Origin of the sequence: Tsukamurella sp. DT100 (assembly GCF_049844855.1) — a bacterium.
GTDB lineage: Bacteria > Actinomycetota > Actinomycetes > Mycobacteriales > Mycobacteriaceae > Tsukamurella.
Genome location: NZ_JBNCLV010000007.1, coordinates 126,360 through 143,920 on the forward strand (window position 1 = coordinate 126,360; position 17,561 = coordinate 143,920).

The following is a 17,561-nucleotide window of genomic DNA, read 5'->3' on the forward strand; positions in this document are numbered from 1 at the left end:
GGAACCATGGGAGCCGTCCACACCGTCACCGGTGACGTCGACGCCGCCGACCTCGGCGTCACGCTCATGCACGAGCACGTCTTCGTGCTCACCCCGGACATCCAACAGAACTATCCGGACGACTTCGGCGACGAGGACGCCCGGGTGGACGACGCCGTCGCACAATTGCAGAAGGCGTACCACGCCGGGGTGCGCACGATCGTCGACTCGACGGTGGTCGGTCTCGGACGGTACATCCCACGGATCCAGCGGATCGCCGAGCGCACGCCCGTGCGGATCGTCGCGGCGACGGGTGTCTACACCTACCGCGACGTGCCGCGCTACTTCATGTACCGCGGTCCCGCCCTGACCGCCATGACGGGGATCGACTTCCCGGATCCGATGGCGGACATGTTCGTCCGCGACATCACGGAGGGCATCGGCGAGACCGGGGTCAAGGCCGGCATGCTCAAGTGCGCGATCGACCACCACGGCCTCACCGAGGGCGTCGAGCGGGTGATGCGGGCGGTCGCGAAGGCGCACACCGCCACCGGCGTGCCGATCACCGTGCACACGCACCCGGGCTCGGAGACCGGTCTGCTGGTGAAACGGGTGATGTGCGACGAGGAGGGCGTCGACCCGAGCCGGATCGTGCTGGGGCACAGCGGCGACTCCACCGACGTCGAGCACCTGTCGGCGCTCGCCGACGCCGGCTTCACGCTGGGGTTCGACCGGTTCGGCATCAACCTGGAGACCACATTCGAGGCCCGCAACGACACCCTCATCGAAATGGTGCGCCGCGGCTACACCGAGAAGATCGTGTTGTCCCAGGACGCCTCCTGCTACATCGACTGGATCGACCCGAACGTCAAGGCGGGCATGCTCCAGTGGCACTACACGCACGTCTTCGACGACGTCTTCCCGTACGTCCTCGAGCGCGGCGTGAGCCAGGACCAGATCGACACCATGCTCGTGGACGTCCCGCGCCGCGTGCTGACCGGAGAGGCGTAGATGTCCTTCAACCTGGCGACGATGCTGCGCGAGTCGGCATCGTCGACGCCCGACGCGCCCCTGCTGTTCTTCGGTGATCGCGAGATCAGCTACTCCCAGCTCGACGAGCAGTCGGGGCGTCTCGCCGCCTCGCTGCTGGCCCGCGGCCTCGTCCCCGGCGACAAGGTCGCCGTCCAACTGCCGAACCTGCCGGAGTTCGTGGTCGCCTACTTCGGCATCCTCAAGGCGGGCCTGACGATGGTGCCGCTCAACCCGCTGTTCACCGCGCCGGAGATCGGCTACCACCTCGGTGACAGCGACGCGAAGCTGCTCGTGGCGTCCGACTTCTCCGCCGAGGCCGCGCTCGCGGGCGCGGCGGAGGCGGGCGTCGGCGACGTGGTCGTGGTCTCGCTCGGCGCGCCGACCCCGTCGGGCGCGACACCGTTCGCCGACCTGTTGGGGGAGCCGGACTCCGGGGAGATCCACCCCACGAGCTCCGACGACACCGCCGTGCTGCTCTACACCTCAGGCACCACCGGCCGGCCGAAGGGCGCTGAGCTCACGCATTTCGAGCTCTACATGAACTGCACGATCGCGCCGCAGCTGTTCGGGATGCGGGACGACGACGTGGCGCTCGGAGCGCTGCCGCTGTTCCACGTCTTCGGACTGTCCAGCGTGCTCAACGCGGCGGTCCGATACGGCGGTTCGGTGGCCCTGGTGCCGAGGTTCGAGGCGGAGGCGGTGGTCGACGTCATCGAGCGGCGCCGCGTCACGGTGCTCTCCGGCGTGCCCACGATGTACGTGGCGCTGCTCGGCGTCGACACGGCCGGCCGCGACGTCTCCAGCCTGCGCGCCGCCGTCTCCGGCGGTGCGTCGATCCCCGGCGGCGTGATCAGCGCCTTCGAGGAGAAGTTCCCGGGCCTGGCGATCCTCGAGGGCTACGGCCTCTCGGAGACCGCCTCGACGGCGACCTTCAACATCAGCGCCGAACAGCGCAAGGTCCTCTCGATCGGCAAGCCCATCTGGGGCGTCCAGATGCGGGCCGTCGACCTCGACGGTGCCGAGCTCCCGCCCGGGGAGGACAACATCGGCGAGATCGTCGTCCGCGGGCACAACGTCATGAAGGGGTACTACAAGCGTCCCGAGGCGACTGCGGAGGCGCTGCGCAACGGCTGGCTGCACACGGGCGACCTCGGCTACCGCGATGAGGACGGTTACTTCTTCATCGTCGACCGGCTCAAGGACCTGGTGATCCGCGGCGGATACAACGTGTATCCCCGCGAGGTCGAGGAGGTGCTCTACGCCCACCCCGAGGTCGTCGAGGCCGCCGTCGTGGGCCGCCCCGACGACAGGCTGGGGGAGGAGGTCGTCGCCTTCGTCGTCCTGCGCCCGGGCGCGAATGCCGACGCCGCGGCCCTCACCGCGTTCAGCCGGGAGCGCCTGGCGGCGTACAAGTACCCGCGCGAGATCCACCTGCTCGCCGAGTTGCCCAAGGGCGGCACCGGCAAGATCCTCAAGCGGGAGCTGCGGGGCTCGCGCTGACGCACAACGGGATCTCGTCGTACCGGGTCCCTAGATCCTGCTGTCCGAATCGGACCAGTAGTCGTCCCGCAGCGCGCGTTTGAGGACCTTGCCCGTGCCGCTGCGGGGCAGGCTGGGGACGAAGTCGACCCGTTTCGGGGTCCGGACGCTCCCCAGCGACGCCTTCACCAGGGAGAGGAGATCCGCCTCGGTCACCGCGCCGCCGGGGGATAGTTCGACGACGGCGATCACCTTCTCGCCCCAGTCAGGGTCTGGGACGCCGATCACGGCGCAATCGCCGACTGCGGGGTGGCCCCAGATCACCTGCTCGATCTCGCTCGGGTAGATGTTGAAGCCGCCCGAGATGATCACGTCCTTCGTCCGGTCGGTGATGTAGAGGTAGCCGTCCTCGTCGAGGTGGCCGACGTCGCCGGTGTGGAGCCAGCCGTCGACGAGCGTCTCGGAGGTCTTGTCGGGCTGCTTGTAGTAGCCCTTCATCACGAGATCGCCGCGGACGCAGATCTCGCCCGTCTCGCCCCGGGGCACCGCGGCGCCGGAACGGTCGCGGATCTCGACCGAGATCAGCGGGTACGGCCGACCGCAGGACCGCAGGCGCGCATCCGACCCCGCTACCTCGTCCGGGCGGGCGTACGCGATCGCCGCGAACGCCTCCGTCTGTCCGTACGCCGCCGTCATGACGGGGCCGAAGGTCTGTATCGCTCGTCTGAGCTTCTCGACCGACATCGGCGCGGCCCCGTGCACGAAGTAGCGCAGTGAGCTGAAGTCGCAGTCGCGCCCCTGGACCCAATCGAGCATCCGGTAGATCACCGTCGGGGGCAGGAACAGGTCCGTCACGCGATACCGCTCGATCGCCGCGACCACCGACGCGGGGTCGGGCCGCTCGACGAGGACGACGGTGCCGCCCCGCGCGGTAGCCGGCAGGCTCACGATCCCCGCGGAGTGCGTGAGCGGCGCCGCGGCCAGATTCACGATGCGCTCGCCGGCGTCGTAGTGGAAGGCCATCATCATGTGCGCGCAGGAGTTCGCCAGGGTCCGGTGCGTGTTCATCACGCCCTTCGGCACGCCCGTGGTCCCGCCGGTGGGGGAGATCATCACGACGTCGTCCATGTCGTACGCGACGGCGGGCCGTGTCGTCGCGCGTGCGGACACCCACTGCTCCAGCGCCACATGGGCGCCGCCGCAGTCCGTGTCGATGCAGACCATGAGAGTCACGTGGGGGAGAGCGGACCGGATCTCCTCCGCCTCGGCGCGCATCGAGCTGTGGAAGAACAGGGCCTCGCAGTCGAAGCGCTGCATGAGTTGCGCCGAGGCGGCGGCGGGCTCACCAGGGTGCAGCGGCACCCAGGTGCGCCCGGCCCGCCAGATGCCGAGCACGCACATCCACGCCACTGGGTCGTTCGGCGCGAGCACCGCCGTGTTGCCCGTCCGGGCGACCTCGGTGTCGAGCAGGCCCCAGGCGATGCGGCAGGTGAGTTCGCCGGCCTCCTGGTAGGTCCAGCGCCGCTCGCCCATCACGAACGCGTCCCCGTCGGCGTTGCCGTCCCAGCCGCGGTCGAAGAAGTCGATGACGGCCATCAGGGCGCCTCGAGGATCGTGACCACGGCGACGGCCTCCTCGCCGGTGCCGAACGGGCTGAAGCCTCCGCCGTTCTCGGCGAGGGCGAGCCGCGCACCGTCGACCTGCCGGGCCCCGGCCTCGCCGCGCAACTGCGTGACGAGCTCGAAGACCTGTCCGAGCCCGGTCGCGGCCAGGGGATGGCCCTTCGACTCGAGCCCGCCGGAGGTGTTGATCGGGATACGGCCGCCGATGGTCGTCTCCCCGGCCTCGGCGGCGCCGCCGCCTCCGCCGAGCTCGACGAAGCCGAGGTGCTCACTGATCGCGATCTCACCGAACGCCGTGGCGTCGTGCACCTCCGCGACGTCCACGTCGCTCGGCGCGATGCCGGCACGCTCGTACGCACGTTCGCCCGCGAGCCGCGTGACGTGCCTGAGGTGGTCGCCGGTCTCGCGCTCGACGCTCGTCCCGGCGACGGATGCGAGGACCCGGACGTTCCGCCGCCCGGCGATCCGCGCGGCGACCTCCGCGGTGCAGACGATCGCGGCAGCCGCGCCGTCGGTCAGCGGCGAGCACATGGGGACGGTCAAGGGGTGGGCGAGCGCCCGCGCCGCCAGGATCTCCTCGACACTCATCGTCTTGCGGTAGTGCGAGAGGGGGTTGCCCACCGAGTGTCGGTGATTCTTCGACGAGACAGCGGCGATCTGCGCCTGCGTAGTGCCGAAGGTCACCATGTGGTTGCGCGCCATCGCGGCGTAGATGTCCATGAAGATGCTGCGCTGCCCGGTGCCGCTGGTGTCGACCTCGCCGCCGAGCGCGGCGAGGGTGCGTTCCAGCGCAGCGGGGTCCGAGAGGTCGTAGGCGCCGTCGAAGACGCCCATCGTCTTCGCCTTGTCGCCGGTGTTCATCTTCTCGGCGCCCACTGCGAGGGCGACGGACGCCTCGCCGGCCCGCACGCTGGTGATCGCGAGATTCAGTGCTGATGATCCGCTGGCGCAGGCATTCTCGACGTTGAAGATCGGGAGCCGCTCGAAACCGATTCCGCGGAGCGCGATCTGACCGGCGATCATCGCCTGCCCCTCCAACGGGCCCTGTGTGGTGTTCGCGAAAAAGGCGCCGTCCACCGCGGACGGCGCGATGCCGGCATCGGCGAGGGCCTCCCGTACGGCGCGGGCCGTCATCGTCGGGACGGTCTCGGCCCCGTGCACACCGAAGGGCGTCATGCCGACACCGATGATGAAGACGTCCTGGCTCATCGAACTCACTCCTGCGTGCTGACGGGGCCGAGTGCGGCCGAGAGCGAATCGGTGGGATGGCGGTGCACGGCCTCGGCCATCCGCTCGGCCCCGACGGTCTGCAGCGTGCTCGCACCGAAGGTGAGCAGGCCGGGCGGGATGTCACCACGCCCCAGGAAGGGCCTTCCCCCGAGAATGCTTGCGATATCGAAGACGCCGCCCTGCTGGACGATCTCATCCGCAGTGAGGCCCGCGCGATCACGTCGGCGCGCGATGTCCAGTGCTTCGAGGAGGGCCGTTCGCCACGTGTGCAGGTCCTCGCGACGCATCGGGTCCATATGGCCCTGCACGTACCAGTCGACGTCCAGCGTCTCGAGCAGTGCGATCGTGGTGAGCCATGCGACGGGGTCGCCCGACTGGATCGCCGGGGTCATGCCGAGGTCCGCGATGAAGGCCACCCGATCGTCGATCGCGTGCACGACCGTCGATCCCATGGTGTGCCCAGGTGCCTCGAACAGTACGAACCGCTTGCCGCCCAGCTCGATCGTCATCCGGCCGCGGTAGGTGAGCGTCGGGTAGGCCATCGTGTACGCGTCGATGACGGCGGCGTCGACGTCCGGGTAGGCACCCCAGGTGCGCATGGCCTCCTGGGCCATCTCATCGGTGTCCATCACCCCGCGTGTCGTCTCGGACGACACGAGGACCTCGGGTCGCAGGTAGGGGGCCGAGATGGTGTGGTCGGAGTGGTGCTCGCAGTACACCTGATACCGCAGCGGGCCTTTCGAGTCGATGAATGCCTTCCAGGGCGCACAGATGGTCGGCGACATCGGGCCGTCGACGGCGATGCATCCCTCGTCTGTCACGACGAGGCCGCTGTAGGGGTAGGTGCCGAAGACGAAGACCTCGTCGGTGAGCCGGATGAGCCGGGGATCATCGAGGAGGGCGGGACGGGTGGTCATGGTGGACCTTTCTCCGTAGCGGACAGATCAGGATTCGGGGACGACGTAGTGGGCGAGCGTGCCGATGCGCTCGACCTCCAGCTCCACGAGGGCCGGACGGGGCAGGCGGCGGCCGAGTTCGAAACTCGAACCGCCGGGAACGGTTCCGGTACCCCAGACCTCGCCGGCCCGAATATCGGCGCCTCGGCTGAGCTCGACCACGGCGTCGTCGAAGCCGTGGACCATCTCCGACGACGAGCCGCGACCCCACACCTGTCCGTTGACGCGGACCGTCATCGCGAGACCACGCGGATCGGGGACCTCGTCCTTGGTGACGACGCAGGGGCCGATCGCGTTGCTGTGCGGGAAGTCCTTCGCGTCGCCGTGGACATCGCCGCTGCCGAGGATGTTGCGGGCCTGGACGTCGCGGAGGGACCAGTCGTTGTAGACGGTGTAGCCGAAGATGTGGGCTTCGGCGTCCTCCGCGGTGACGTCCCGGCCGGACTTGCCGATCACGACGGCCAGTTCGAGCTCGTAGTCGAGGATCTCACTGGCGCTCGGCCACGTGAGAACGCCACCAGGCGCCGCGCCGGTGTCGGGGTCGCGGTCGGCGAAGCCGATCGAGGCGGCGGGGTCGTAGAGCGCCGACATCAGGCGATCGGTCGCAGCCATGGCGGTCGGGAGCGGACGCTCGTCGCCGTGCGTGCCGAGCCACTGCACCGTCCGGACCAGGCTCGGGCGGAGGTGCGCGACGATGAGCGAGCAGTCACGCAGGCGGCGGGGCCGGAACGGCGCGAGCAGGGTCACCACATCCCGCTGAACGATCGAGTCGGCGTCGAGGCGGAGGTAGGCGGCCCAGGCCTTGTCCAGGGCGGGCTGCCCGCCGTCGATCAGGGCGAGCAGGGATGCGAAGTCCGGATCGTCGGGGAAGCGGCCGGTGAGGTCGGTGTAGCTGTACTCATCGCGGTTGTCGAGGCCCAGGCGCGGGCGGGGATCGCCAGGTCGGTGGAAGGTCACGAATTTCATGGGGTCTCCTGTCTCCGTGGGGGTTTTGTCGGTGTTCAGTCGTGCGGGATCGCGAGGACGACCTTCCCGACGGTGCGCCCGGCCTCGATCGCGCTCTCGGCGGCGCCGGCCTCCTCGAGCGGCCACATCGAGACCGCGTCGAGCCTTTCCGTCGAGAGCCACTCGCGCAGGAAGGCCTCGGACGCGGCCCATTCGGGTCGCCCGAACCATGCGACGATCGAGAAGGGCATCACCGTGATGCCGTCGTAGTTGATGGCCTGTAGGTCGAGGAGCGGTGCGCGGTCGGCGCCCTGGCGTCCGAAGATCACCCAGCGGCCGCGCTTGCGGATCACCCGGATGTCCTTCTCGATCGTGGGGCCTGCGACACCGTTGACCGAGACGTCCACGCCCCCGCCGTTCTCGTCGTCCGTGGAGAATCCGGCCGACTTGGGCCCGCAGATCCGGGTGACTTCCTCGACGTAGTCCTGAATGCGCCGGTCGATCACGTGATCGCAGCCGTGCTCGCGAGGGACCCGCGCCTTCTCCTCGCCGCTGCAGATGCCGATCACCCGGACGTCGCGTAAACGCCGCTTGAGGATCTGCAGCACGAGGAGCCCGACGCCGCCCGCGGCGGCGTGCAGGAGCACCGTCTCGCCCTCCTGGATCTTGGCCCAGGGGAAGACGATCATGTATGCGACCCTCAGGTTGAGGACGTACGCCGTGCTCCGGTCGAGTGGGGCGCCGTCGGGCAGCACCGTGGCGGACCCCGCGGGCGCGACCACGTACTCGGCGTACCCGCCCTCGTTGACCATTGCGACGACAACGTCGCCCACTCGGATTCCCGTGACGCCTGAGCCCACCTGATCCACGACGCCGCCGGCCTCGAGGCCGGCGATGAAGGGCGGATCGGGCCGGGTGAGGGTACCTCGTCGCTGCATGACGTCGCCCCAGCGAACCCCGGCGAAGTCGTTCTTGATCCGGATCTCGCCGGGACCCGCTAAGGGCTCGGGTACATCGACGAGCCGGTAGTTCTCGACGGGGCCGTACTGATCCAATCGGATTGCGCGCATGGGGGACTCCAGACCGAAGCGAAGTCGAGCCGCGGAGCCGGGACGCGGTGCTGATGCGCTCGGGCGGTCGATCTGCTTCGACGCTAACGCCGCCCGTCACACAGGTGTTATCGATGCTTATCGATGGAGCATATCGATCAGGATGATGTGTTCAGGGCGGCTGCGGCATCGCTGAGCCGGAGGCGCAACCACTGGTGTGCGGGGCTGCCGTCCTGGCGGGGCAGCCAGTACATCGCCGCGGTGATCGGGTCGAAATCCACGGGGGGATCGAGCAGCTTGAGGCGGGCGGGCTCGGCGAGGCTCCGTCCGAGGCGCTCGTGGACGAGCGTGAACAGGGGAGTGTCACGCAGCATGAGCAGCGCGGCGACGAAGCCGTGGGCCGAGACGTCCACGGGCCGGTCGATCCCCAGCGATCGCAGCCGACCCTGTGCCGTCGATTGCAGGGTCTCGCCGCCGGCGAAGGCGACGTACGGCAGGGATCGGAAGTGCTCCATGGAGAACCGTTCTCCCACCTCGGGATTCTCGGAATCCACAGCGCAGACCAAACGGTCGCCGAACAGGTCCTCGCTGTGCATCGGGACGTCGGAACGCTGCGACTCGCGGGGAACGATGCACAGGTCGAAGAGGCCCCGCCGGAGCACGTCGGCGTAGTCCTCGCCGATCTGGCGCACGTGGATCCGCACGCCCGGCGCCTCGCGCCGGAGGCCGGCGAGCAACGGACGCAGCAGTACTACGAGGAAGTAGTCGGTGGCGAGGATGGTGAAGGTCCGCTCCTCGGTCGACGGGTCGAAGACGCTGCTCTGGCGGAGCGCTCCCGCCATGAGCTCGAGGGACTGCCGGACGGGCACGATGAGCGACTCCGCGACGGGCGTCGGCACCAGCGTCCGGCCCTCGCGGACGAGCAGCGGATCGTCGAAGAGTCGTCGTAGGCGCGCCAGCGAGGCGCTCATGGCGGGTTGCCCGAGGTGCATCCGAGTCGCGGCGCGGGTGACGCTCCGTTCGGCCATGAGGACGTCGAACGCGACGAGCAGGTTCAGGTCGACCCGCTGGAGATCACCGGAAGTCACGTCAGGCGATCACGCGCTCGACGAAGGCGAGGAGTTCGGCGGTCACGTCGTCGCGGGTCTCGGGCTCGTTGTGCACCTCGTGCCGCACACCGGGGTAGACGCGCGTCCGCACGTCGGGGTGTCCGGACGCGACGAGGGCGTTCGCAACGTGGTACGCGCCCTCGCCGTAGTTGGTGACCGGATCCTGATCGCCCGCGAGGATCAGCACGGGGGTCTCGGGACGGAGTGCGGCGTAGAAGGCGTCGCCGTTCGCGGCGTCGTACAACTCGATGAAGCCACGGAGGAACCGGGCCGACAGCGGGGCGCCGAAGTTGTTGAACCGGTCGACCGCGTGGTCCCGCACGACGTCCGCGTCCCGCGCGACCCAGTCGGTTGGGCCCGCGCCCGCGCCGAACCGGGAGACGAAGCCGTCGAACAGCTCTCCGACGTAGTGCGCGGGCGCGGGCCCGGCCTGATCGGGCTCGGCGGCGAGTGCCGCGCGGTCGACGACACCGTCGATCCCGGCGATCTGCGCGGCGATCCCGCACAGCACCAGGCCGTCGATCCCGTCCGGCTGCGCGGTGGCGAGCCCGCGGGCGATCATCGAGCCCATCGAGTGCCCGAAGGCGACGTAGGGCAGGCCCGGGTGGAGTTCCCGGACCTTCGCGCGGAGCGCGGCGGCGTCGGCGACGAGGACGTGCGCCGCGTCCTCGCCCGCGTCGCCCCACACGCCCGAGTCCATCGCCGTCGCGCCGTGTCCCGCGTGGTCCTCGGCGGCCACCACGAAGCCGGCGTCGAGCAGCGCCGTGATCAGGCGCAGGTACCGGCGCGAGTGCTCGCCGAGGCCGTGGATCACCTGCACGATCGCGCGGGGCTCGCGGACCGGCGTGTAGATCCAGGCGTGGACGGTGTCGCGGCCGTTGGCGGACGGGAAATCGGGTTCGAGGAGTGCCATGTGCTCTTTGTACGTGATCGGGGCCGGAGCCGGTGCCGAACCGGTCCGAAGCACTGGAAACGGTCTCCCAGCTGCGTAAGCAAACGCTTAGCAATTTCCGGAATCGGTTGACACGAACGTCAACGTCAAGCATTCTCTGTGTCGGGGATCACAACTTTCACGAAGGGCCATCCATGACACAGACCAGCGAGCCCGGTGCCGTCGCGCCGGTGAAGAAGAAGTCGCACGGCAAGCTGCTCACCGCCGGACTGGTGAGCAGTTCGATCGAGTGGTACGACTTCTTCGTCTACGGCACCGCCGCAGCCCTGGTGTTCGACAAGGTCTTCTTCCCGGACCTCTCGCCGCTGATGGGCACGCTGATGGCCTTCGCGACGTTCTCGGTGGGCTTCATCGCCCGGCCGCTGGGCGGGATCCTGGCCGGGCACTTCGGCGACAAGATCGGCCGCAAGCCGATGCTCATCTGGTGTCTGACCGCGATGGGGGCGGCCACCTTCCTCATCGGCTGCCTGCCCACCGCGAGCGCGATCGGCTCGCTCGCCCCGATCCTGTTGGTGTCCCTGCGCTTCGTCCAGGGCCTCGCATGCGGCGGCCAATGGGGCGGTGTGGTGCTCCTGCTCACCGAGTCCGCAGGACCGAAGAAGCGGGGATTCGCCGGGACCTTCGGGCAGATGGGCGTTCCGCTCGGCCTGCTGCTGGGCAACCTGATGATGATCCTGATGAACGGCGTCCTCGACGACGCCGCGTTCCTCAGCTGGGGCTGGCGCGTGCCCTTCTGGGCCAGCGCGATCCTGGTGCCGGTCGTCATGTACATCCACAAGAAGATCGAGGATTCGCCGGAGTTCCTCGCCCTCCAGCGCGAGGTCGCGGCCAAGAACGCGGGCAAGGAGACGGTCGCCGCGGCGCCGCTGTCCGAGGCGATCCGGGGGCACTGGGGCAAGATCCTGCTCGGCGCCGGGCTGCTGGCCGGCACGAACTCCGCGTTCTACGTCTCCATCGCCGGTTTCGTGAGCTACGGCAGCAAGAAGCCCTCCGCGGGCGGCCTGGGCATGAGCAGCAACTCGATCCTGGCGTGCGTGCTCGCCACCTCGGTGGTCATGCCGCTCGTGATCATGGCCGCGGGTGCGGTGTCCGACCGCGTCGGTCGCCGCCCGCTGATCCTGGTCGGCGGCGCCGTACTCATCGCCTGGGCGTTCCCGTTCTTCTGGCTCGCGGAGACTACGAACATCGGGCTGCTGCTGGTCGCGATGTTCGTCTCCAGCTTCGGGCAGGCGCTCACCTACGGCCCGCTCGCCGCGTTCATGGCGGAGCTTTTCGAGCCCCGGATCCGCTACTCGGGTGCCTCGCTGGCCTACCAGCTGGCGGCGGTCGCCGTCTCGGGCGTCGCCCCGCTGATCATGACCGCCATCATCGCCGAGACGCAGTCCTCCACGTTCGTCTCGGTCTACCTCGCCGCCATGGGCCTGGTGACCCTCGCCAGCGCCTACTTCCTCAAGGAGACGAACGGCCGGGCGGTGCGCGAGGATCCGAACGCGGTGCCCGGGATCCCCGCGTCGGTGTGAGCCGGCACCGGCGTCCTTGAAGGTCCGAGCGGAGCCGAGCAGACTCGTGAGCGTGACGATCAGCGAATCACAGGAGCGGGCCCGCGCGAACCGCAAGGACGCCGGTGGCGCCCGCCGGGAGGAACTCCTCCGGGCGGCGGCCGACTGCTTCGACGACCTCGGCTATGCGGCCACCACGGTGGAGCTCATCGCCGCCCGCGCGCAGACCTCCCGGCCCACCTTCTACGCGTACTTCCGGTCGAAAGACGAGATCCTCCTCGCCCTCGTGGACCGGATCGGCGCGGAGCTGGAGGCGACGCAGATGCTCGACGGCATCGAGACCGAGGTGCCGCGCGAGGTCATCGCGGCCACGATGCGGGCCTACGCCGACGCGGTCTTCGCGAACGGCGGGCTCGTCGCCCTGTTCGACGCGATGGCCCCGGTCCGGGAGGATGTCGCCGCGATCTGGGACCGCACCACCCGGCGCACGCACCGGCGCTACACCGCCTACCTCGAATCCCTCGATCCCTCCACCGTCGACCTGTGCCTGCCGCCCGCGACGCTGGTCACCATCCTCAACGACACCATCCACCACGGCGCGAAGCGCGTGGCGCGCGACAGCCCCGCCGCGCGCGAGCGCTTCATCGCGGATCAGATCCGCGTGGCCGAACGACTGATCGGCTTCTGACGGAGCCGACGCACCGAAGGAGCCCCATGACCGACCGGAACACCGCCGTCGCCGCCGCACTCGACGCCACCGCCGACGAGATCCGCGCACTGCGCCTGCGGAACTGGCCGGCGCAGGTGCCGCGCGCCGTCGAGTACCCCGCGGAAACGCCCGCAATGGTGGAGCACCTCCGGTACTGGGCGCGGCACCGGCCCGACACCGTCGCGATGGCCTTCTACGGCCGCGAGGTCACCTACGCCGAGTACGACGAGCTCTCGGACCGGTTCGCGGGCCTGCTCCTCGACGCGGGGGTCCGCGCGGGCGACGCGGTCGGCGTCTACCTGGGCAACTGCCCGCAGTTCGCGATCGCCATGCTCGGTATCCTCAAGCTGGGCGCCGTCCACGTTCCGGTCAACCCGCTGCTCAAGGGGCGCGAGCTGCAGCACGAGCTGGACGACGCCGGTGTCGGCGTGCTGCTGGCGCAGACCGACCTGCTGGACCTGGTGGAGACGGTGCGCGCGCAGACTCCGGTGCGCACCGTCTTCGCCACGGCCCTGGGCGATCTCCTCGCGGACACCGCGCCGCTCCCGGACGCCCAGGCGCCCTTCGACATCGCGCCGGACCCGCGCAGCGACTGGCACCGTGTGGTCGTCGCAGCGCCCGCGCCGGTCCGGGACTCCGACCCGGATGCGCTCGCCGCGCTCAACTACACCGGCGGCACCACCGGTCTGCCCAAGGGCTGCGAGCACACCCAGCGGCACATGGCCTACACGGCGGCCACCGCCACCGTGGCGGGCGGCACCGCGGTGGGGGAGAGCGCCCCGGTCGGGCTGAACTTCCTGCCCGTGTTCTGGATCGCCGGTGAGGATTTCGGCATCCTCAAGCCGCTGCTCAACGGCCAGACGATCGTGCTCATGACCCGGTGGGACCCGGCCGTCGCCGCCGCGCTCATCGCCCGGTACGGCGTGACGGACACCGTTGCGACGGTGGACAACTACGTCGAGCTCATGGACCTGCCCGGGTTCGACGGTGCCGCTTTCCGCACCGTCGTCAACCCGCTGGCCGTCTCCTTCGTGCTCAAGCTGACCCCGGAGCTGCGGGCCCGCTGGCGCGTCCTGACCGGCGGAGTCCTGCGCGAGGCCTCCTACGGCATGACCGAGACGCACACCGCCGACACGTTCACGCTCGGCTTCCAGGACGGCGACCGGGACCTCACCGCCGACCCCGTCTTCTGCGGGCTTCCCGTGCCCGGCACCGACATCCTCGTCGTCGACCCCGACGGTGCGCCCGTCCCGCTCGGCGAGACCGGCGAGATCGTGGTGCGCAGCGAGTCGATCCTCACCGCCTACCACCGCCGGCCCGACGCGACCGCCGAGGCGATCCGCGACGGCTGGCTGCACACCGGCGACGTGGGGAGGATCGACGACTGGGGCGCGGTGCACTACCTCGCGCGGACGAAGGAGATGATCAAGGTCAACGGCATGTCGGTCTTCCCGTCGGAAGTGGAGGCGCTGCTCAAGGATCACCCGGCGATCGGCTCGGTCTCGGTCGTCCCGCGGCCCGATGCGCGCAAGGGTCAGGTGCCGCTCGCCTTCGTCGTCTCGGCGGGGCCCGTGGACGTCGCCGAGCTCACCGCGTGGGCGCGGGAGAACATGGCGGGCTACAAGGTGCCCGATTTCGTGGTCGTCGACGCGCTGCCGATGACGGCGACGGGCAAGGTGCGCAAGGGCGTGCTGTTCGAGAGGGCGGCGCAGATCGCAGGCGCGGCATCAGAAGGAAGTCCTGCGGTGGCCGCGGAGAACGTGGCGGCCGCGATCCACCAGGGGGAGTCGAAGTGAAGCTGCTCATCGCCAACCGCGGGGAGATCGCGCTGCGGATCATCCGCACCGCACGGGAACTCGGCATCCCGACCGTGGCGGTCTACGCCGCGGACGACGCCGACACCCCGCACGTCGCCGCCGCCGACGACGCCGTCGCACTCGCGGGCTCCGGCCCCTCGGCCTACCTGGACCGCGACGCGATCGTCGCGGCCGCCGCGAGCACGGGCGCCGACGCGGTGCACCCCGGCTACGGCTTCCTCGCGGAGAACGCCGACTTCGCCGCCGCCTGTGCCGCCGCCGGCCTGACCTTCGTGGGCCCCGACCCCGACGTACTCCGCACCTTCGGCGACAAGGCGGCGGCGCGCTCGGCCGCCGTCGCCGCGGGGGTCCCCGTGCCCGCCGCCACCGACGGCGGGGCCGACCTCGAGGCGGTGCGCGTCTTCGCCGCCGGCCGCCCGGCCGGCGTCATGATCAAGGCCGTCGCGGGCGGCGGAGGCCGCGGCATGCGCGCCGTGCTGCCCGGCCTCCGGTACGACGAGGACCTCGAATCCGCCTACCGGGCCTGCGTCTCCGAGGCCGAGCTCGGCTTCGGCGACGGCCGTGTCTTCGCCGAGGAACTGCAGACCGGCGCCCGGCACATCGAGGTCCAGGTCATCGGCGACGGAACCACCGCCGTCGCGCTCGGCGACCGCGACTGCAGCGTGCAGCGCCGCAACCAGAAGCTCGTCGAGGTCGCGCCCGCGCCGGCGCTGGACGCCGGCCTGCGCTCCGCCTTGCACGGCCACGCCGCCCGGCTCTGCGCGGCCGCCGGCTACCGCGGCCTCGCTACCGTCGAGTTCCTGGTCCGTGACGGCGGGGCGGTCTTCCTCGAGGTCAATCCCCGGATCCAGGTGGAGCACACCGTGACCGAGGAGGTGACCGGAGTCGACCTGGTGGCCGCACAGCTCGCCCTCGCCGAGGGCGCACCGCTCGGCGACCTCGGCCTGCCGCCCGCGATCGGATGCCGCGACGGCGCCGTCAGCGGAACGCCCGCCGTCGCCCACGGCACCGCCGTGCAGGCGCGCGTGAACCTGGAGGTGCCGCAGCGCGACGGCACCGTGCTCCCCTCGGCGGGCGTCCTCGCCGGCTACACGCCGCCGACCGGCCCCGGCGTCCGCGTCGACGGCTACGGTCGGCCGGGCCTGGCCACCTCCGCCCGGTACGACTCCCTGCTCGCCAAGGTGATCGTGCGGGCCGCCACGCCGGCGCGCGCCTACGCCAAGGCCGACGCGGCGCTGGGGGAGTTCGTGATCGACGGCCCCGGTACCAACGTCGCCCTGCTGCGCGCCGTCCTCGCCGATCCCGAATTCCGTTCGGGCCCCGTCGACACCGGCTACCTCGCGCGCCGGATCGGTGACCTCGTGCCCGAGACCGCCGCCCCCGCATCGACGCCCGCAGTCGAGCTCGACGGGGACGTACTCACCGCGACGCTGACCGGCACCGTCGTCGCCGTCGCCGAGGCCGGATCGGCCGCCGAACCCGGTACCGCCCTGGTCGTGCTCGAGGCCATGAAGATGGAGCACGAGCAGGCGCTGCCCGTGTCGGTCACCGTCGGCGACGTGCTGGTGCGGCCGGGGGAGACGGTGACCGCGGGTACCCCGCTCCTGACGTACGCCCCCGCCGACGGCGCGGCGGCCGCCGACGACGCGGCCGACGCGCTCGATCTCGACCGGCCCCGCGCGGACCTCGACGAGGTGCGCGAGCGGCACCGCGTCACGCTCGACGAGGGCCGCCCCGAGGCCGTGGCCAAGCGGCGGCGGATCGGTCGGCGCACCGCGCGCGAGAACATCGAGGACCTCGTCGACGCGGGCAGCTTCACCGAGTACGGCGCGCTGCTCCTGCCGGCGCAGCGGGCCCGCCGCTCCGAGGAGGAGCTCATCGCGACCGGCGCCGCGGACGGGCTCATCGGCGGCCTCGCGACGATCGGCGGTGCCGAGGCGATGGTGATCTCGTACGACTACACCGTGCTCGCGGGCACGCAGGGCTGGCGCAACCACGCCAAGACCGACCGGCTCATCGACGTCGCGGACCGCCGGAACGTGCCCATCGTGCTGTTCGCGGAGGGCGGCGGCGGCCGCCCCGGCGACACCGATCTCGACATCGTGGCGGGCCTCGACGTCCCCACGTTCCGGTCGCTCGGCGCGCTGCGCGGGCGGGTGCCGCTGATCGCCGTCGTCTCCGGCCGCTGTTTCGCCGGGAACGCGGCGCTCGCGGGCATCTGCGACGTCGTCATCGCCACGCCCGACGCCAACCTCGGCATGGGCGGGCCGGCGATGATCTCGGGTGGCGGCCTCGGCGAGTTCCCGCCGGAGGCCATCGGCCCCATCGACGTGCAGCGCCGCAACGGCGTCGTGCACGTCGTCGCCGACGACGAGGCCGACGCGGTCGATCGCGCGCGCCGATACCTGGGCTACTTCGCCGGGCCCGTCGACGCCTGGACCGCGCCCGATCCGCGCGCCGCGCGCCACGTGGTCCCGGAGAACCGGCTGCGCGCCTACGACGTCCGCGCCGCGATCGCCGCGATCGTCGACGAGGACGCGACGCTCGAGCTGCGCCGCGACTACGGCGTCGGCATCATCACCGCGCTGGTCCGGGTGGAGGGGAAGCCGTACGCGCTCATCGCGAACAGCACCCGCCATCTGGGCGGCGCGATCGACGGCGAGGCGGCGGACAAGCTCGCGGACTTCCTGGAACTGGCGCAGGCGCACGGGCTCCCGGTGATCTCGCTGTGCGACACCCCCGGGTTCATGGTCGGGCCCGAGGCCGAGGAGCAGGCCACCGTCCGGCGGTTCTCCCGGCTGTTCGTGCTCGGCGCGCGGCTCACGGTGCCGCTCGGGGTGATCGTGCTGCGCAAGGGCTACGGCCTCGGCGCGATGGCCATGACCGGCGGCAGCTTCCACGCCCCGCAGTTCACCGTCGCCTGGCCCACGGGCGAGATCGGCGGGATGGGCCTCGAGGGTGCGGTGCGGCTGGGCTTCAGTAAGGAACTCGCCGCCGCGCCCGACGAGGCCGCCCGCGCCGAGCTCTTCGATCAGCTGCTGGCACTCGCGTACCAACGCGGCCGGGCGCTGCACGCCGCCACCACCTTCGAGCTGGACGACGTGATCGACCCCGCCGCCACCCGGAACTGGATCCGTACCCTCACCCGGTGAGGGAGTGAGGGTACGGATCCTCCGCGGTCGC

Annotated in this window: 13 protein-coding genes; 6 read left to right on the plus strand and 7 right to left on the minus strand. The window is 70.8% G+C overall.

Translation table 11 applies throughout. The annotated features are described in order from the left end of the window. Positions 1 to 6: 6 nt before the first annotated feature. Positions 7 to 990, plus strand: a complete 984-nt coding sequence (locus ACLQ3K_RS17760; protein WP_426000968.1) for a phosphotriesterase family protein — start codon at positions 7 to 9, stop codon at positions 988 to 990. After that, positions 991 to 2,511: a long-chain-fatty-acid--CoA ligase gene (locus tag ACLQ3K_RS17765; protein ID WP_224645729.1), complete on the plus strand. Its 1,521-nt coding sequence runs from the start codon at positions 991 to 993 to the stop codon at positions 2,509 to 2,511. A 30-nt stretch (positions 2,512 to 2,541) separates the two neighbouring features. Here the strand turns inward: ACLQ3K_RS17765 and ACLQ3K_RS17770 are convergent, their stop codons facing one another. The 7 genes from ACLQ3K_RS17770 to ACLQ3K_RS17800 form a co-directional block, all read right to left on the minus strand. Next, complete coding sequence (locus ACLQ3K_RS17770; RefSeq protein ID WP_426000969.1) at positions 2,542 to 4,086, minus strand: class I adenylate-forming enzyme family protein; 1,545 nt, start codon at positions 4,084 to 4,086, stop codon at positions 2,542 to 2,544. Beyond that, positions 4,086 to 5,321 carry a thiolase family protein gene (locus ACLQ3K_RS17775; protein ID WP_426000970.1) on the minus strand — a complete coding sequence of 412 codons (1,236 nt, stop codon included), beginning with the start codon at positions 5,319 to 5,321 and terminating at the stop codon, positions 4,086 to 4,088. The genes ACLQ3K_RS17770 and ACLQ3K_RS17775 overlap by 1 nt, the downstream gene beginning before the upstream one ends. A 5-nt stretch (positions 5,322 to 5,326) precedes the next feature. Next, entirely contained in the window at positions 5,327 to 6,259 is a 933-nt protein-coding gene (locus tag ACLQ3K_RS17780; protein WP_426000971.1) for a hypothetical protein, read from the minus strand. 27 nt (positions 6,260 to 6,286) lie between these two features. Further along, on the minus strand, positions 6,287 to 7,264 hold the full coding sequence (locus ACLQ3K_RS17785; RefSeq protein ID WP_426000972.1) for a fumarylacetoacetate hydrolase family protein: 978 nt from the start codon (positions 7,262 to 7,264) through the stop codon (positions 6,287 to 6,289). Positions 7,265 to 7,299: 35 nt separating this feature from the next. After that, positions 7,300 to 8,313 (minus strand): quinone oxidoreductase family protein, encoded by a 1,014-nt coding sequence (locus tag ACLQ3K_RS17790; protein ID WP_426000973.1) that lies wholly within the window; start codon positions 8,311 to 8,313, stop codon positions 7,300 to 7,302. Positions 8,314 to 8,450: 137 nt separating this feature from the next. Further along, entirely contained in the window at positions 8,451 to 9,380 is a 930-nt protein-coding gene (locus ACLQ3K_RS17795; RefSeq protein WP_426000974.1) for a LysR family transcriptional regulator, read from the minus strand. A 1-nt stretch (position 9,381) separates the two neighbouring features. Next, the gene (locus ACLQ3K_RS17800) at positions 9,382 to 10,314 is read right to left on the minus strand and encodes an alpha/beta fold hydrolase (RefSeq protein ID WP_426000975.1); all 933 of its coding nucleotides are present in this window, start codon (positions 10,312 to 10,314) and stop codon (positions 9,382 to 9,384) included. Positions 10,315 to 10,487: 173 nt separating this feature from the next. Here ACLQ3K_RS17800 and ACLQ3K_RS17805 point away from each other — a divergent pair, with 173 nt between their 5' ends. Genes ACLQ3K_RS17805 through ACLQ3K_RS17820 form a run of 4 tightly spaced genes read left to right on the plus strand, consistent with a single transcriptional unit; the run spans position 10,488 to position 17,530 of the window. Then, on the plus strand, positions 10,488 to 11,873 hold the full coding sequence (locus ACLQ3K_RS17805; RefSeq protein ID WP_224645722.1) for an MFS transporter: 1,386 nt from the start codon (positions 10,488 to 10,490) through the stop codon (positions 11,871 to 11,873). A gap of 52 nt (positions 11,874 to 11,925) precedes the next feature. Then, a complete protein-coding gene (locus ACLQ3K_RS17810) occupies positions 11,926 to 12,540 on the plus strand; it encodes a TetR/AcrR family transcriptional regulator (RefSeq protein WP_224645721.1) in 615 nt (204 codons plus the stop codon). A gap of 26 nt (positions 12,541 to 12,566) precedes the next feature. Continuing rightward, a complete protein-coding gene (locus ACLQ3K_RS17815) occupies positions 12,567 to 14,357 on the plus strand; it encodes an AMP-binding protein (protein ID WP_426000976.1) in 1,791 nt (596 codons plus the stop codon). Beyond that, positions 14,354 to 17,530 (plus strand): carboxyl transferase domain-containing protein, encoded by a 3,177-nt coding sequence (locus ACLQ3K_RS17820; RefSeq protein WP_426000977.1) that lies wholly within the window; start codon positions 14,354 to 14,356, stop codon positions 17,528 to 17,530. The genes ACLQ3K_RS17815 and ACLQ3K_RS17820 overlap by 4 nt, the downstream gene beginning before the upstream one ends. The last annotated feature ends 31 nt before the right edge of the window (positions 17,531 to 17,561 follow it).